The sequence below is a fragment of the Blautia sp. HA3515 genome (assembly GCF_059933065.1).
Window position 1 is genome coordinate 18196 of the sequence record NZ_JAYFUY010000026.1, and the last position, 15614, is coordinate 33809.

Annotated in this window: 18 protein-coding genes and 3 pseudogenes; all 21 read right to left on the reverse strand. The window is 38.3% G+C overall.

Features of this window, described 5'->3' with window-relative positions:
• Positions 1 to 501: 501 nt before the first annotated feature.
• The gene (locus R1Y93_RS01355; protein WP_500821346.1) at positions 502 to 1383 is read right to left on the reverse strand and encodes a carbohydrate ABC transporter permease; all 882 of its coding nucleotides are present in this window, start codon (positions 1381 to 1383) and stop codon (positions 502 to 504) included.
• 77 nt (positions 1384 to 1460) lie between these two features.
• Positions 1461 to 2789, reverse strand: a complete 1329-nt coding sequence (locus R1Y93_RS01360) for an ABC transporter substrate-binding protein (protein ID WP_500821347.1) — start codon at positions 2787 to 2789, stop codon at positions 1461 to 1463.
• 105 nt (positions 2790 to 2894) lie between these two features.
• Positions 2895 to 4013: a glycoside hydrolase family 172 protein gene (locus R1Y93_RS01365; RefSeq protein WP_500821348.1), complete on the reverse strand. Its 1119-nt coding sequence runs from the start codon at positions 4011 to 4013 to the stop codon at positions 2895 to 2897.
• 109 nt (positions 4014 to 4122) lie between these two features.
• Positions 4123 to 4752 carry a substrate-binding domain-containing protein gene (locus R1Y93_RS01370; RefSeq protein ID WP_500821349.1) on the reverse strand — a complete coding sequence of 210 codons (630 nt, stop codon included), beginning with the start codon at positions 4750 to 4752 and terminating at the stop codon, positions 4123 to 4125.
• Positions 4731 to 5126, reverse strand: coding sequence for a LacI family DNA-binding transcriptional regulator (locus R1Y93_RS01375; RefSeq protein ID WP_500821350.1), 396 nt, complete (start codon positions 5124 to 5126; stop codon positions 4731 to 4733). Before R1Y93_RS01375 ends, R1Y93_RS01370 begins: the two co-directional genes overlap by 22 nt.
• 384 nt (positions 5127 to 5510) lie before the next feature.
• Positions 5511 to 6440: an AEC family transporter gene (locus R1Y93_RS01380; RefSeq protein WP_500821351.1), complete on the reverse strand. Its 930-nt coding sequence runs from the start codon at positions 6438 to 6440 to the stop codon at positions 5511 to 5513.
• 49 nt (positions 6441 to 6489) lie between these two features.
• Entirely contained in the window at positions 6490 to 7059 is a 570-nt protein-coding gene (locus R1Y93_RS01385) for a chromate transporter (protein WP_500821352.1), read from the reverse strand.
• Positions 7056 to 7631, reverse strand: coding sequence for a chromate transporter (locus tag R1Y93_RS01390; RefSeq protein WP_158420741.1), 576 nt, complete (start codon positions 7629 to 7631; stop codon positions 7056 to 7058). The genes R1Y93_RS01385 and R1Y93_RS01390 overlap by 4 nt, the downstream gene beginning before the upstream one ends.
• 262 nt (positions 7632 to 7893) lie before the next feature.
• The gene (locus R1Y93_RS01395; protein ID WP_500821353.1) at positions 7894 to 9000 is read right to left on the reverse strand and encodes an anaerobic sulfatase maturase; all 1107 of its coding nucleotides are present in this window, start codon (positions 8998 to 9000) and stop codon (positions 7894 to 7896) included.
• Between the two features lie 19 nt (positions 9001 to 9019).
• Complete coding sequence (locus R1Y93_RS01400) at positions 9020 to 9676, reverse strand: sulfatase family protein (protein WP_500821354.1); 657 nt, start codon at positions 9674 to 9676, stop codon at positions 9020 to 9022.
• A 77-nt stretch (positions 9677 to 9753) separates the two neighbouring features.
• Positions 9754 to 10347 carry a sulfatase-like hydrolase/transferase gene (locus R1Y93_RS01405; RefSeq protein ID WP_500821355.1) on the reverse strand — a complete coding sequence of 198 codons (594 nt, stop codon included), beginning with the start codon at positions 10345 to 10347 and terminating at the stop codon, positions 9754 to 9756.
• On the reverse strand, positions 10317 to 10508 hold the full coding sequence (locus R1Y93_RS01410) for a sulfatase-like hydrolase/transferase (RefSeq protein WP_500821356.1): 192 nt from the start codon (positions 10506 to 10508) through the stop codon (positions 10317 to 10319). The genes R1Y93_RS01405 and R1Y93_RS01410 overlap by 31 nt, the downstream gene beginning before the upstream one ends.
• 51 nt (positions 10509 to 10559) lie before the next feature.
• Positions 10560 to 10937 carry a hypothetical protein gene (locus R1Y93_RS01415; protein WP_500821357.1) on the reverse strand — a complete coding sequence of 126 codons (378 nt, stop codon included), beginning with the start codon at positions 10935 to 10937 and terminating at the stop codon, positions 10560 to 10562.
• Positions 10938 to 11064: 127 nt separating this feature from the next.
• The gene (locus R1Y93_RS01420; protein ID WP_500821358.1) at positions 11065 to 12030 is read right to left on the reverse strand and encodes a sulfatase; all 966 of its coding nucleotides are present in this window, start codon (positions 12028 to 12030) and stop codon (positions 11065 to 11067) included.
• Between the two features lie 12 nt (positions 12031 to 12042).
• Positions 12043 to 12790, reverse strand: a pseudogene (locus R1Y93_RS01425) (ABC transporter ATP-binding protein).
• 14 nt (positions 12791 to 12804) lie between these two features.
• A pseudogene (locus R1Y93_RS01430) lies at positions 12805 to 13582 on the reverse strand (ABC transporter ATP-binding protein).
• Positions 13561 to 14349, reverse strand: a complete 789-nt coding sequence (locus R1Y93_RS01435) for an ABC transporter permease (protein ID WP_500821359.1) — start codon at positions 14347 to 14349, stop codon at positions 13561 to 13563. The pseudogene R1Y93_RS01430 and the gene R1Y93_RS01435 overlap by 22 nt, the downstream one beginning before the upstream one ends.
• The gene (locus tag R1Y93_RS01440; RefSeq protein WP_500821360.1) at positions 14346 to 14579 is read right to left on the reverse strand and encodes an ABC transporter permease; all 234 of its coding nucleotides are present in this window, start codon (positions 14577 to 14579) and stop codon (positions 14346 to 14348) included. The genes R1Y93_RS01435 and R1Y93_RS01440 overlap by 4 nt, the downstream gene beginning before the upstream one ends.
• Positions 14576 to 14896, reverse strand: coding sequence for an ABC transporter permease (locus R1Y93_RS01445; protein ID WP_500821362.1), 321 nt, complete (start codon positions 14894 to 14896; stop codon positions 14576 to 14578). Before R1Y93_RS01445 ends, R1Y93_RS01440 begins: the two co-directional genes overlap by 4 nt.
• Before the next feature lie 334 nt (positions 14897 to 15230).
• Positions 15231 to 15356 (reverse strand): hypothetical protein, encoded by a 126-nt coding sequence (locus R1Y93_RS01450; RefSeq protein ID WP_500821363.1) that lies wholly within the window; start codon positions 15354 to 15356, stop codon positions 15231 to 15233.
• Positions 15357 to 15395: 39 nt separating this feature from the next.
• Positions 15396 to 15614: pseudogene (locus R1Y93_RS01455) on the reverse strand (ABC transporter substrate-binding protein); the annotation flags it as partial.

Below are 15614 nucleotides of genomic sequence, written 5' to 3' on the forward strand. Positions count from 1 at the left end.
AAGAATCTCTCGGTATATCGTTCGATATTTATGGTAAAGTCGATTGAATATAATTCATATTATCGACTGGAAATTGATTTTATATTAGCTGTTGATTGTGGCGTCATACTGGCTAATAAAAATTGTAATGTAGCAATCTTCGTAAATATTCTTTATATTGCTCACTCTACCAGGAACATTATTGACTGTTTTTGAAAGCTTAAAATTTCTTACTCTACTAAAATTCTCCGTGGCGTTGAATTCAACAAGACCCCAGATGCCACTTTTTGTGATTAACTGAGCCATCTTTTGGATTCAAACGATAAGGATTTGATTTTTTATATACGTCCCTTTAAGCCTTCTGTCAAACAACTCACTTACAAATTTACTAAAACTAGATCTGTTTAACTGTTCTTATAGAAACTTGATATTACTTCATTCTCCATTTCGGAACAGTCTTATGATTTCCTGTTTGACTCTTAGAACTAAGTAATTTCTCTGGATTCAAAGAAATTGCTATTCTTAATCCTCATTTGGATTCCATACTTTCTTTATAAATATCGATGCCAGCACTAAAAGTGCAAGCATAAATATAACTGCCATAGCACTTGCTTCTCCTACCTGTCCGAAGCGAACATTAGCTTTATAGATATATGTACTAATTACTTCTGACGAAAAATTAGGACCTCCTTGTGTCATAGCCCAAATTGTATCAAACGAACGCAAAGCATCCATAACACGTATAATTATTGCAATTACAATATTAGGTTTCAGCAATGGTAGGGTAATATGATAAAACAATTTAAGTGTACCCGCTCCATCAATTCGTGCAGCTTCGTAATAGGTAGGATCTATCCCTTGCAATCCTGCTAATAACACAAGCATCATAAAGGGGGTGCATAACCAAATATCTGCTATAATACAAGAATATAAAGAAATCTTTGGATTCGATAACCACATAATTGAATGTACATTATTAATGATTCCAAGCTTATACAATCCCCAATTTATAATTCCAAATTGATCACTTAATAAATATTTCCAAACTAGCCCTGCCACTAGTGGAGCCATCATTAATGGCGTTAACATTAAAGTACGCATTATTTGACTCCCCTTAAAACCAACATTCAACATTAATGCTAATAACAATCCCAAAATAAACTCTATCGTCACAGCAATGACAACATATTTTACAGTATTAGCAACGCATAGTACAAATTTTGGAGAAGTAAATACAGCAAGAAAGTTTTTTAACCCAACGAAACTTTTACCATCCATATTTGAAATGTCATATTTGAAAAAGCTATCCACTACTAATTTGGCCGCGGGGATTAAGAAAAACATAAGCATCATTACCACCGCCGGCAAACAAAAGATAATGAGCATTTTCTTATCTTTTCTCACCTGAACTTTCCTCCCTATTCCACAAATATTTATTCGTTTCCGGCTGAATATATCAGCCGGAAACTTTAATTTAACACTTAATTTAGAAGATCTTTAATCATTTCTGCTGCATCATCCAATGCCTCTTGCGGAGTTTTCTCTTTCAGCAGCGCCTGCTGTATAGCAGGAACCAAAGCCTCTGTTTCAATTAAATTCCATTCAACAATTGGTGCTCTATTCTGCGTTGCCGGTCCCTCTAAAGTTGCCTGAATATCAGCTAGGAACTCATATCCTTCTTTCTTTCCATATTCTTCAAATAAAGATTTTCTAGCTGCGGTTCCTAAATTTTGCATAATCAATTCATTATTATCATACATAAATTTTACATATTCTTTTGCAATCTCTTGTTTCTTAGAAGATTCTGGTATTACCTGATACCAAGGTCCTGGAATCGCTCCTACTCCTGCACTTCCAGAAAGATGAGGTGCAGTTGCTACTTTACCTGCAACTTTTGATTTTTCCGGATTATTTGCTGCAAGATAGAAATGTCCCCAATTAAGCATCATTGCTAAATTTCCTTGATAAAACATCTCTGATACTTCACCCGATGCCATTTCCATAGCTCCTGGAGGACAAGATTTATCTTCATTCACTATATCACTAAGAAATGTTAACGCATCTACATATGGTTTCTGGTTAACTAATACTTCTCCATCATCGCCTAATACAACAGGTTTAGCACCTGCCTGTACTGATTCCTCAAGCCAACAGCACGCTGTATCTCCATCTGTCTTTCCAAAAATACCAGTACCATACAAATCAGTTTCTCCATCACCATTAGTATCTCTAGTAAAGAATTTTGCAGCATCACGATATTCCTGCCATGTAGTAGGTGGTGCTAACTCATATCCATACTCTGCCTTAAAAGCGGCCATTTCATCTGGATCTTCAAAGAGATCTGTTCTGTACATAAGTATCTTACAGTTTGTCCAAACAGGCATTCCGTAATTGACATCATCAATCTGACCACCAGCCAGCATTCCAGGCATTAAATCATTTACCACTTCATCAGTCATTAAATCATCAATTGGCAATAATCCCTGAGCAAATTCAGCCATCCAAAGAATATCAATTGTAGCAACATCATACGCACCTGTGGATGCTGTAATATCTGCCTTCAATTTATCATACACTCCTGTATATGGTACCGATTCCACTCTTACCTCATAGCCTGTCTGTTCCTTAAAAGCATCTGCTGTTTTCTGCGTTGCCTCAAATGCAGGGCTTCCTCCCTGCACCAAAACAGTTATATAGTCATCCTTATTTGCTGTATTGGTATTGCTTCCAGATTCTTTTGTCCCACAACCTGTAAACAGACTCATTACCAGCGCCGTAGTTATCATTGTACAAATTATTTTTTTCTGCATAAATATCACCTCTAATTTTTATTTTATATAGGCTTACGTTAAATAAAGTTTCTTTTGAATCCTTTATCTCTTTCTATTCTATTATATTTCAAATCGGTTCTTGGATTACCGCCACCAAAGTCCATGTTCAGGCCATCTACGAGTAAGTCTTTTTTCCACCTTCGGTAAGTCCGGAAGCGGTGCATGTGGCTCAATCTGATACCAATATGCAACACTAGAATAATCATTTCCTTGATCATTAGCATGTCCATGCTCAATCGTTACTCTAATAGACTTGTCAAAATGAACTGGATCTTCTATGTGAAAACGATATAAACTCCACTTTCCAAAGTGCTCCTGAGAATCACTTCCAAGTGATATTCCATGATAAGGTGCATCATATTCTCCACTGGGGAATCCCCATGCTGCACAAAAATAATCTTCTGTTCCTGTTCCATGCATAGAAGGAGGCCATATTTCTCCATCTATAAAAATCATATCATCTCCTTCTCCTGGCCAAGTGTATATCTGTTCTCCTACATCATGATTATCAATATTCAAAACACATCCTACATATTGCCCTTTGCCCTCAGCCTCTAATATTACATAATTATCTTTTCCCGTTACATTCACTCCTGGTAAATCCCAAGGCCCTTCTGGTTCATGTTTTTCCGGTACTATTTTCTTACATGGAAATGCACTATTCCATGTTGCATGGAAACGTCCCATGTCTTCTGGCGGAGTTTCTTGAATCAACTCATAATCAATCATATAAAACAAATTCTCAATAGGCAGACTACATTCATTAATAATTTGAATACGCGCGCCCTTGGCAAAAGGCATTGGGAAATAACAATTCATTGCCGCAGCAAATGGTCCCGCTGGTCCCCTATGCTTTGTAAACACCATATTAATAGGCAATGAAACAAAATGACGGCATGTTGCATGACCTATTCCAAAAAAATCACCTAAAGGTGCTCTTACACTAGGATTTTTTTCATCATCCCAATACATTTCTATAATAATTTTCCGAAGATATTGAGGTTCATAACAGCGTGTCGTAATCCAAATATGTTTGATTATTCCTGCCCCTCGAATATCTGCTATCACTTTTGTTTCTTTAGGCGGCACTACTACAAAATCTCTGTTTCCTCCAGTTCGATCATAACTTGATTCTCTTCTGGATCGAGCATTTTTCACAAACGGTAACCCTCCTAAGGGGCTATTTTGTTGCCAAGCATTCATAAGCTTATCCTCCTACTTACTTATTAAATTATAAATTATAAATCGCCTCAATGGTAGCGGTACCAATTTAGGGTATAAATTCCCTATGATATATCATATGTAGTATCTACTACTTCATAACGCAAGGAACTGTAGCTGAATCTCGAATAATTAATTCTGTCGGAAATATAATATTTTGAATTTCCTCATCTGGATATTGATGTCTTCTTATTACACGCTTTGCTGCCACTTCTCCCATACGCCGAACAGGCTGTGAAACTGTAGTTAACCTGGGCTCCATTAATTTTGAAACAAATAAATCGTCAAATCCAGTTAGTGAAATATCCTGAGGAATAGATAATCCGACATCCTTAATGGCCATGTATACTTCTGATGCAATATATTCATTTAAGCAATGAACAGCGGTAGGACGGTTCCGTCTTCGCAATAATTCTAACATCACTTTATAACAATTTCCTTCTCCTGGCTCAACTCTTATTATTTGATCATCGCCTATCGGTAATTTTGCATTATCCATCGCCTTTTCAAATCCTAAAAATCTTGCATCAGAAGTAGGAAGTGTTTCATTATATCCTATCATAGCAATTTGAGAATGGCCTAGACCGATCAAATAACGAATCATATCACTTGTTCCTTTTTCATCGGTGACACCAATCTTATCAACATTATCCAAATTTGATTGAATTGAAACTATATCAAAGTATTTCTTGGCACGTTTCAGAAGTTTTTCGCTATGCATGCGGCAAGCTTAGTTACAATCAATCCACATGCCCTATCACGAATTAGTTTTTCAAGACTTTCTTCTTCTTTTTGCACAGAATTTCCAATTGCATATATCAAAAGTGAATAGCCTTCAGCATTTACTACATTTTCAACTCCTTTAATAATTTCATTAAAAAAAGGATTTAAAATATCGGTTATAAAAAGGCCAATCGAACGATTAGTTTTAGACATCATATTTCTTGCTATACTGCTAGGAACATATCCTGTTTCTTCCATAACTTGAAGAATTCGGCTTCTTGTATCAGCATTTACATTAGGACTATTATTAATCACTCGTGAAACAGTACTGACAGACACACCTGCTTTCACAGCAATATCACTAATATTCAACTTATCACCTTCTCTCCTTCTCTTTTATTGGTACCGCTACCATATCTTGATCACATTATATTCTTTCATTTTTGTTTTGTCAAGAATATTGTGCATTTTTTTTTACTTGTTGTGTAAGTACAAATCGTTTTCGTCATTTCGCACAATATTTTATGCAAACCCCTGAACTAATGACATTTACTGTGTGAAATCTCTTGCCCAAAAGGCTTTCATCTTTTTATTATTGTTTACAGGATTGAGATGATACAATCTAGTTTGGTACAACACAATTCTCAATTATTCAAAATATAATCATTCATTCAAATACTAGTTTCACACTACCAAAATAACGAAAGTGAAACACACGATTCCAGTTAACCTAATCTGTAATTTAGCATTTTTTCTCTAATAAATAATCAACGCCAGCACCATATATACCAGAATTGACACAATACAGTACAAGGAATTTGTAGTAGATACATATGCACTGCTTTCTTTTTTCTTCAGGAATGTCTGCATACTGAAAGTAGCTGGTGCAGACATATACAGAATGATTGCCAGATCCATAAGCTGTGAACTTCCTATAAGAAAATGGACAGCAAGAAGAACCCCTGCCATCATCACCGCCTGGACGCAAACGCGAAGTACGATTGTCTTTATACATGGTCTGATCAGTTCTCGGGTCAGCTCCATACTGTACCCTACCACAAGAAGGATCATGGAAGTTACAGAAGTGGTAAGAATATTTTCAACGCTAAGATAAACACCTCCAAAAGAGCTTTCAACAAGCCTTGAAATGATCCCAGTTAATCCGGCTGCAATTCCCAAAACACTGGCTACAAATGCAGGAGTTTTTACCGCACTGAAAAACAGTGCCTTTGCACTAATCTTTCCTCCATTTTCAGTCTGTCCCAGCATTCCCATATATACACTGAAGCCAAACAGCAGTCCTGCAATATCCAATACAGCAATCTGGGAAAGATGTTCACTGCCGCACAAACTGGTATATAGTGGATAGGCCATCATTCCCCCTTCGTATACACAGACCATGTAGGGCAGATATTTTTTATATGGCTCTTCCAATAATGGTTTCAGTAAAAATCCAACCGAAAAAGAAATCAGCAGCATCACAAACATGATTCCTACCAGCATACCGATTTTTCCCGTATACTCTGCTGTTGCCAGCGCATGGAAAATAGCCACAGGCAGCATAATATTTGTAACCAGACTTTTTATGTTGTCAATACCGCTTTGTGTTAATACATTCTTCTTTCTGCACCAGATGCCAAGCAGGATCATAACCAGCACAGGCATAATAATTTCCAGAACCTTCATCTCATACACTTCCTTCCTCATATCCTTCCTTTTGTTTATGGCAGCTTGTTCACACACCTGCAATCATAGAAAAAGCCACATTTGCTACTCCGCACAACACCATGACTAATATAGGATTTACCTTAAACTTCCGTAACAGCACCAATGCGATTCCAAAAAACACCATCATCCGTACACATATATTTTGTCTTATAAGCTGTATCGTTCCGTTGACAAAAAAAGAAGAAATCAGGATGGTCACTCCCGCTTTCGCAATCATAGCTACAACTGCCGGGCGAAGAGAAGCCAAGGTTCCCTGAAACACAGATACATTTTGATATTTTGTATAAAGATGTGCCAATAAAGTCACTATCACACAGGATGGAAGAATACAGCCAAGTGTTGCAACCACAGCTCCTAGTGGTCCGATAATCTGCATACCTACAAAGGTAGCTGCGTTTACTGCAATCGGGCCAGGTGTCATTTCTGCAATTGTTACCAGATCGGTAAAGGCATTCATAGATAACCATCCATGCAAATTCACCACCTGTTCCTGTATCAGCGGCATTGCTGCGTATCCACCGCCGAAGCTTAACGCTCCAACCTGAAGAAAACTAAAAAAAAGCTGAAGATAGATCATTTTTCTTTTCTCTCCTTTATTACCGTGCGGACAATTCCAAATACGATCGTTGCTAATATAATGAAAATAATATTAATGTTAAGGAAGTAACTGCAGCAAAAACTGACAGCCATGATCAGGATATTTATCCAGTCCTTTGATTTTACAACATTCTTCCCCATGTCATACACAACTGACATGATCACTGCACCAACACCTGCAGTCATTCCTTTTAATAATGCAGCAATATAATAATTAGAGCAAAACGCATTATAAAATACCGAAATTAAGGATAAAATCACCATGGGCGGTATAATGGCCCCCAGAGTTGAGACCAGCACTCCTGGTATGCCTGCAAGCTTGTACCCAACTACGATCGCTCCATTCACCGCAATGGCTCCTGGCGAAGACTGTGCGATGGCTACCAGATCCAGCATTTCCTCTTCATCGATCCAATGGTAATGATCCACAAATTTCTCTTTTAGTAAAGTCACAATCACATAACCGCCGCCAAATGTAAATGTGCTTAAATATAAACAGGCGAAAAACAATTTTCGCAATATATAACCTTTATCTTTTGATTTTTCTTCCATAGTCCACTCCTTTGGCCTGATAAAAAACGTTAATTCATGAATGCTTTCAGCATTTTTCCTGCAAATCATATTGTGCCACATATAAGCATTTTAGTAAATATAGGTTCTGTTTATTTTATAAAAATTGCGCATCCCACTCCTCTCACCCCTCACCAAAGTAATCAGAATGTGATGCGCAGCTGTTTAAACTGTGTAGCAGTTGTTCCTGCAAGCAGGAGATTTATTAAGCACAGAAAAGCTTCTGTTGGTAATCAGGCATCCGTCAAAAATCCTGTGCAATTTCAACCATTTTATCATAACAAGTATCAAAAAATAAACGATATCCTTCACAGAAATAATTTTCCCAGGTACCATCTGGCAGTTTGTTTCTGTTTCTCTGGCAACCGCCCCTGCATAGCTTCAGGTATCTGCAATTTTTACATGTCTGGGAAATTTTCAGAGATTCTTCCTGAAAACGGATTTTTTTCCTGTTTTCATCCATCTCTCCAAAAGTATCCGTATTGGCATTTCCAAGACAGTACTCATCCATCATATAAAAATCACATGGGTATACGCTTCCATCTGCTTCGATCACGTACTGAATCCCACAGCAGCCTCTCTGATCACAGGCCTCCGGTTCATATCCTTTAAGAATACCTATATAATTGTCGAACTGCCTGATATAAATCGATCTGCCTGTACGAATATCTTCATTCCATTTTTCAAATAAACGGATCAAAAACTTTCCATATTCTGCTGGATTCAACGAATAATGCATTTTTCCTTTTTCCTGCTGCAATGGATCGATGCATGGTATGTACTGTTGATAATCAAATCCTTTTTTGCTATAAAAGCTATATATTTCATTCAAATATTGTGCTGTCTGATCATGTACAACTGTAAGAATATTGAAAGGCACGTCATACTGTTTCAGCATTTTGCATGTTTCAAGGATTCTGTCAAAGGTTTCTTTTCCATTTTGGGCATGACGGTAACAATTATGGGTCTTCCATATCCCATCCAGTGAAATTCCAACAAGAAATCCACAGCTTTTAAAGAGTCTACACCATTCTTCGTTAATATTTGTCCCATTTGTTTGAAATGCATAAGTAACAGGAATCTTCTTTTTATTATATTTTTCCACATACTCTGCTACTTTATAATAGAAATCAATTCCTCTTAGTGTTGGCTCTCCGCCCTGAAATGCAATCGCACAGCCGCCTTCTGCATATGCAAGTGCTTTGCGAATAATATTTCGAGCCGTCTTTTCTTCCATCATCCCATAGGATTTCTGCGTTCTGTTTTTTTGTTCATCACAGTAAAAACAGTATTCACATAACATATTGCAGTTTCCAGATGCTGGTTTCATCAAAATGCTGACTGGTGGCATTTGTCTATTCCTTTTCCTTTTAATATTCGTTTATCAAATGCATGGAAAAATCCATATTTTTCATAATTGCACTGTCAAAATTCTTTTTGATCAGCTCATGCTTCAATACCTGATAGGATTCTTTATTCCAGAGATTATCAAATTCACATGGATCATTCTCCAGATCGTACAATTCCCCGAATTCCTTCCCATGGTAATTCACTATCTTGTACCTTCCATCAAAATACATTGTAGCATAAATATCTTCATGTGTTCCCTTCAGACAGTGATAGAATTCAGAATAAACAGAATCCTTATGATGATCTTTGTCCGCAGTTCCAGTTACCAGAATCGGTACCAGACTCTTTCCTTGCATAAAATACGGCACCTCATAACCTGCAAGTTCCATCAGTGTGGGGGCTAGATCTACCAGTTCCACAAGCGCATTTGATTTTACATTCTGAAGGATCCGTGACGGACAGGATATAATCAGGGGCACATGTGTAAGTGCTTCATAAAAATATGCACCCTTCCAATATAAACCATGATCACCATTCATCTCGCCATGATCACTCATATAGATCACTACTGTATTCTCTCTTTCTCCGATCTTATCCAGATAATCCATTAATCGGCCAAATTGATCGTCTACAAGCTCTATTTCTGCATAGTAATCGCGGAAATGTTCTCTCTTCATAATCTGTCAGCTCCGGAAACGGCTCTGCCTGTCCCTCCTGACCACCAATGTAAAAATCCCTTTGCTGATGGGGCGGCTTATTTTCCCAATTCACCCTCTTTCCAAAGTGGCAGCGGCATGTCTTCTACTTTCAATTTATCTTTGTATTCCTGTGGTGGGTCCAGCGGTGGATGTGGATCATATGGGTTCAGGCTTATCAGCCAGGGTCTGTCCTTGCCTCTGTTCTCTTCAATAAATTCGATTGCTTTTTCCACACACCAGGTTGTCTGATGATATTCAGCCGGAACTCCTACTGTCTTCCAGGTAAAATTGGGGTTCGGAGTTGGCGGCCATGTTGCCATGCTTGTATATTTACCACCATAGATATCTGCCCATTTCAGGCCTTTCTCCTTCAGCCAGTTCTGGTAACAATTTTCCCCATGCAGCCAGTCATCATTTGGATGCTCACTCCACTGCACATATGTATATCCATCGTCAGTTCTGTTCTCCATCCTGCCCTGTGCGGATGTGAGATGTAATTTGCCTGACAAACCACAAACATACCCTTCATCTGCAAGAAGCTTTGTAACCAGCTTTTCGTCCTTTGAATGATTATCATTTCCATTGTAAAAAGCTTTTGTTGTTCTCGGATAACGTCCTGTCAGAAAGCATGAACGGCTAGGTGTACACACACAGGTGCCTGTGTATATGCCCTTGTGAATGTAACACCTTCACTGACAAATTTATCAATATTCGGTGTCTTAATATATGGATTACCCAGACACCCAATCGTATCCCATCTTTGCTGATCTGTACAAAACCAGACAATATTCAATGGCTTCTCCTGCGCCATAGTATCATCCTCCCAGTTCATAAAATAGTAAATTATTAAAAAGTCCTTGTTCTAATTCATATTCAGCCCTATACGATCATACAATTCCTGTGGTGCTTCATTTTCTTCCAAAAGCCCTTTCATAGCCTGTATCATTTTATCTTCTACTACTGTATCCATAATAGATGTATTCTGATCTGGGTCATTCTTCAGGTCAAACAACAGATCACCGTATTTCATGTGTTCTTCATACTGATAACACGAATTATTGGGAGACGTTGCACCTGATGTCGGAATCTTCATAACCGGTATTCCCTTTGTAAACCCAAAGTCTTTCACCATTTCAACATCCGTATTCTGCAGTTCCTCTACAGAAAATGGTTCAAACATATGCAATGGCACAATTGTATAATTATTTAGACTGTTATTCTCTTTGCGTCCTGCACGCATATATACATATCTTCCATCTGTAATATTGACATGCTTTCCAAAATAGCCAAACAAAATGTAATCATGAATTGACTTTTCATCTTTTAAAACGGGGAAAAGTGACTTACCTCTCATATCAGGTGTTGGCTTAATTCCGAAAATAATCCAGGATCGTTGGTGCAATATCAATTGTCTGACAAAGCTGTGAACGTCTTTCTCCAGCACAGCCAATGGCAGGATTCCAGATAAAGAATGGTGTATGGACAATCTGGTCATAATTAGGCATATAATTTTTTCCAAAAAAGCCATGTTCCCCAAGCATATATCCATGATCAGTATTTACGATCAACATGGTATCTTTCCACATATCATGTTCATCCATAAAATCCAGAATCTTACCAAAATGCTCATCTATCATAGAAAGAACTGCCCGATAATTAGTTCTTGCTTCACTTACTTCTTCTGAACCTTCATTTACCTCTCCATAGAAGGGCCAGTCAAAGGGCTGCTCTTTATCTGTATACATCTTTTTGTACTTATCCGGCACGAAATACGGTTCGTGTGGATCAAAATATTCAATATGTAAATACCAGTTATCTTCCTGATAATTGCTTTCGAGAAATTCAAGTCCTGCCTGACACGTTTTCACATGCGGATGGTTTTCTCCTTGCATATATTTTCTGTTTATTTCATCCTGGCGATGAAGATCTATATTTTCTTTAAATCCTTTTACTTCTCCCTTCCAGAAATCACCTTCCTGGCCTCTTATCATCTCACATGATGCAAACTTGGTATGATAAGTACTTCCGCCTTCCTGCCAATAATGTGCATGATCCGTCACGCAATGAGTATATATTCCGTTTTTTCCCAGTATGGACGCAATAGAATCGTCAAAAGGTTCCAACGGTCCCCAACATCTATGTAAAAAATTGTATCTTCCTGTGTGAAGTTCTCTCCGTGCAGGAATGCAGGGAAGACTTCCAACATAAAAATTATCAAATGTAACTGTTTTTTTCGCCAGTCGGCGAAAATTCGGCATGATCGACAGATTATCTCCATAATTCGGAAGGTATTTTCTGTTCAGAGAATCATACATAACAGTAATTGCCCTCATAGGTTCACCTCTCTACCACCATTTAATTAATTCAGTAACTTCATTTCTAAGTTTAACAAACTCCGGTGCTGCAATATCTCTGGGCCTTGGAAGTTCATTTATCAGTGTTTTCTTTACTGTAGTCGGTTTGTTCAGTAAGAACCATGATCTTATTTCCTAAATAAACCGCCTCTTCAATATTATGGGTAATAAACAAAACCGTCGTCCCTGTCATCTGCCACAGTTTTACCAGTTCATCTTCCAGTTTAAACCGAAGCTCAATATCCAACTGTCCATATGGTTCATCCATCAAAAGAAGTTCCGGTTCTGTTGCAAATGCCCTTGCAATACTTACTCTTTGAAGCATACTTGCAGAAAGCTGTTTCGGATAATATTTTCTGTATTTTGAAAGACCTACGATTTCCAGATATTTGTCTACCTGTTCCTTTTTTCTTGCTTCAGGGATTTTCTTTATATCAAGACCAAAGCGCACATTTTCCTCTACAGTAAGCCATGGCATGGTGGAATCTCCCTGAAAGATATATGCAATATTCTGCTTTTTCGGATCTACCTGTTCTCCATTTAGAAGAATTTCTCCATCTGTGATATCATAGATCTTTGTAAGACTGTTCAGGAATGTTGTTTTTCCACAGCCGGTAGGACCAACTACACACAAAAGATCTCCGTCCTCAACATCAAACGACATATCATTTAATACAAGCAGGTCTCCAAATTTCTTTGTCAGATGATTTACTTTTACTTTCGTCTTTTTTTCACTCATTGGATACCATCTCCCTATAATGTGCTGTCCAGAATGCTGGTAATCTCTTTGCGGAGAGCCAGGAATTCCGGGGAAACCAGATTTCTCGGTCTTGGCAGATCAATCTTATATTCTCTTTTAACAGTCGCTGGGCAATTTGTAAGCACCAGGATTCTATCTGCCAGGTAAAGAGCTTCCTCAATATTGTTTGTAACAAAAATAACGGTTCGTTTTTCAGCTTCCCAAATTCTCTGCAGTTCCTCCTGCATAAGATATCTTGTCTGCGCATCCAGTGCTCCGAATGGCTCATCCATAAGCATTAGCTTTGGTTCATTACAATAAGCACGGGCAATACCTACTCGCTGCCGCATACCTCCTGACAACTGTACCGGGAAAGACTTTTCAAATCCGCTCAGCCCCACAAGATCAATATATTTCTGTGCACGTTTCTGTCTCTCTGCTTTTGGAACTCCTGCCATTTTCAATCCATATTCTACATTTCCCATTGTGGTCATCCAGGGAAATAATGCAGTTGACTGAAACACAACTCCCCTGGAGGGATCTGGCTTGGTAATTTCTTTTCCCATAAATTTCATACTGCCAGCTGTTGCTTTTCTCAAATCCTGCAATCATATTAATGATTGTCGTCTTGCCACACTGTCCAGGTCCAAAAAGAACCAGAAATTCGTTTTCTTTTGCTTCTAAATCAAAATTTCGAACTACCGGATGTTCGCCCTCCGGAGTGATAAAAGTCTTGCTCACATCTTTACATTCTACAATAATATTGTGATTTATTTTCCGCTCTTGTTCCATCGGCATAATACATCCTCCGCCCTTCGCATTATAATCGCCAGAATATAACCAACAACACCGATCATCACGATTCCTGAAAGAATCTGTATCATATCATTGTTATTCATTCCGGCTACGATCATCCATCCAAGTCCTTCTGAAGACCTTACCATCTCTGCAGCTAGTACAGTTGCCCAGCTGCTTGAAATAGCAACTTGTAATCCTGCAAAAATATTTGGCACTGAAGCAGGAAGCACGATGGTAGTAAAGATTTTACGTTCACTTGCGCCAAGCATTCTTGCTGCATTGACAATTTCCGGATCAACACTTGTCGCCGCCATAGAGTTCAACGTTGTATTAGAAAATGATGCAGAAAAATCAAAAAGATTTTTGCATCTTCGCCAAGTCCAAACCAAATAATAGAAATCGGGATCCATGCAATAGGAGGGCATAGGACGGATAATTCTGAATAATGGATTAAAAATCGCTTCTGCAATCCGATACCATCCCATCAAAAGTCCAAGTGCCACACCAACTAACGAACCAACTATAAATCCAATCATTACTCGTAACAGACTGTATCCTGCATGTGCCAGAATACTATGGCGTCCAACTTTTCCCACAATGCCTGCGCCAACAGCCTTCAATACATCAAAAGGTCCAGGAATGAGTAATCCAAGCTGTGTAGCCTGTGTCCCCCAGTACCATAAAATGATAAATGCTCCTATGGATACCACTGCACAGACAGCACCTATTGATTTTTCAGATAGTTTTTTTCCATTTGTCATTTTGCATTCATTCCTTTCGCAACATGAATTTCCACCAGATGAAGCAACGCATCAAATATTGCTCCTACTGCGCCAATAGCCAGCATTCCAACAATGATGATATCCGGTCTGGAAATTGCCCTTGCCTGCTGGATCATATAACCAAGTCCTTTTGTGGATGCAAGGAGTTCAGCTGCAACCAACGCTGTCCAGGATGTTCCCAGAGCTACACGAAGTCCTGTAAAAATCATTGGAAGTGCAGTTGGAATTGCGATTTTAAAAAGCTTCTGACTGTCTGGATGCTCCGAAAACATCTCCCGCCCACAAGTGTGTTCTCTTTTGTCTGACGTATTCCTGTGTAGCTGTTTACAATACAGGCAATCAATGCACCCAGAAAGATAACCAATGCTTTTGATGTAATTCCAATACCGAACAATAAAATAAACATTGGAATCCATGCCAGTCCGGGAATCGGACGAACCAGGTCAAACAATGGTCTTACAAATCTGTCTACCCATTTATTCCATGCCATTGCTATACCAAGCGGTACCCCTACGAGTGCGCCCAATGCATATCCTAACAAGGCAACTTTAATACTGGACCAGCAAGATGCGGCCGGCAAGGTTGCTCCATCAGGAGCTTTCGTATGCAGCTTATCTAAGAACGTATTGAAAACTTTTACCGGTCCCGGAAATACTGTTTCTGATTTCATATGAAATACATTGATACACAGAAACCAGATTAGAATTACTGTACAAACTGAGACAACGGAAATGCAAAAATATTTCATTTTATTCTTTTGTTTCATTTTTACCCTCCATATTTTCTCTTAAATCACTTGTGGGACTGATTTTCAATTCTATTGAATTAAAATCGTCCCACAAGTGATTTTTCATTTCCTATCAGGATTCTGCATTTCTGCTTTTCACTGTTTCAATAAAAGATTTATCAATGCTGTTTTCTACATTTTTAATATCGTCATCTGTGAGCATTTCCTGATCTACATAGAATTTTCCAATATTCAGCATAAATGCGCCTAACGGATTTCATCATCTGTATCTACAGTTTCACGTGTAAAGTAATACTTTTACTGCAACTTCCGTACTCATATCTGAATCACTATATGTAATTCCTTCGTCAGCATACCATTGCATAGCAACTTCTTTTCTCTCATCTTCATTTGCCATAATATCTTCACAGGCTTTATAGTAGCATTCCAGGAACAGTGCCAGATCATCTTTTCTTTCTTCTGCCACATCATTTTGTGTGAAAATGGTATCAATAAT

Coding starts and splice junctions, on each gene's coding strand:
- R1Y93_RS01385 (WP_500821352.1), bottom strand. CDS start 7,059: ATGATCTATCTTCAGCTTTTTTTTAGTTTTCTTCAGGTTGGAGCGTTA.
- R1Y93_RS01450 (WP_500821363.1), bottom strand. CDS start 15,356: ATGCTGAATATTGGAAAATTCTATGTAGATCAGGAAATGCTCACAGAT.
- R1Y93_RS01395 (WP_500821353.1), bottom strand. CDS start 9,000: ATGCCACCAGTCAGCATTTTGATGAAACCAGCATCTGGAAACTGCAAT.
- R1Y93_RS01440 (WP_500821360.1), bottom strand. CDS start 14,579: ATGATTTTTACAGGACTTCGTGTAGCTCTGGGAACATCCTGGACAGCG.
- R1Y93_RS01415 (WP_500821357.1), bottom strand. CDS start 10,937: ATGCGTGCAGGACGCAAAGAGAATAACAGTCTAAATAATTATACAATT.
- R1Y93_RS01365 (WP_500821348.1), bottom strand. CDS start 4,013: ATGAATGCTTGGCAACAAAATAGCCCCTTAGGAGGGTTACCGTTTGTG.
- R1Y93_RS01360 (WP_500821347.1), bottom strand. CDS start 2,789: ATGCAGAAAAAAATAATTTGTACAATGATAACTACGGCGCTGGTAATG.
- R1Y93_RS01400 (WP_500821354.1), bottom strand. CDS start 9,676: ATGAAGAGAGAACATTTCCGCGATTACTATGCAGAAATAGAGCTTGTA.
- R1Y93_RS01390 (WP_158420741.1), bottom strand. CDS start 7,631: ATGGAAGAAAAATCAAAAGATAAAGGTTATATATTGCGAAAATTGTTT.
- R1Y93_RS01435 (WP_500821359.1), bottom strand. CDS start 14,349: ATGACAAATGGAAAAAAACTATCTGAAAAATCAATAGGTGCTGTCTGT.
- R1Y93_RS01370 (WP_500821349.1), bottom strand. CDS start 4,752: ATGCATAGCGAAAAACTTCTGAAACGTGCCAAGAAATACTTTGATATA.
- R1Y93_RS01420 (WP_500821358.1), bottom strand. CDS start 12,030: ATGAGGGCAATTACTGTTATGTATGATTCTCTGAACAGAAAATACCTT.
- R1Y93_RS01380 (WP_500821351.1), bottom strand. CDS start 6,440: ATGAAGGTTCTGGAAATTATTATGCCTGTGCTGGTTATGATCCTGCTT.
- R1Y93_RS01410 (WP_500821356.1), bottom strand. CDS start 10,508: ATGGCGCAGGAGAAGCCATTGAATATTGTCTGGTTTTGTACAGATCAG.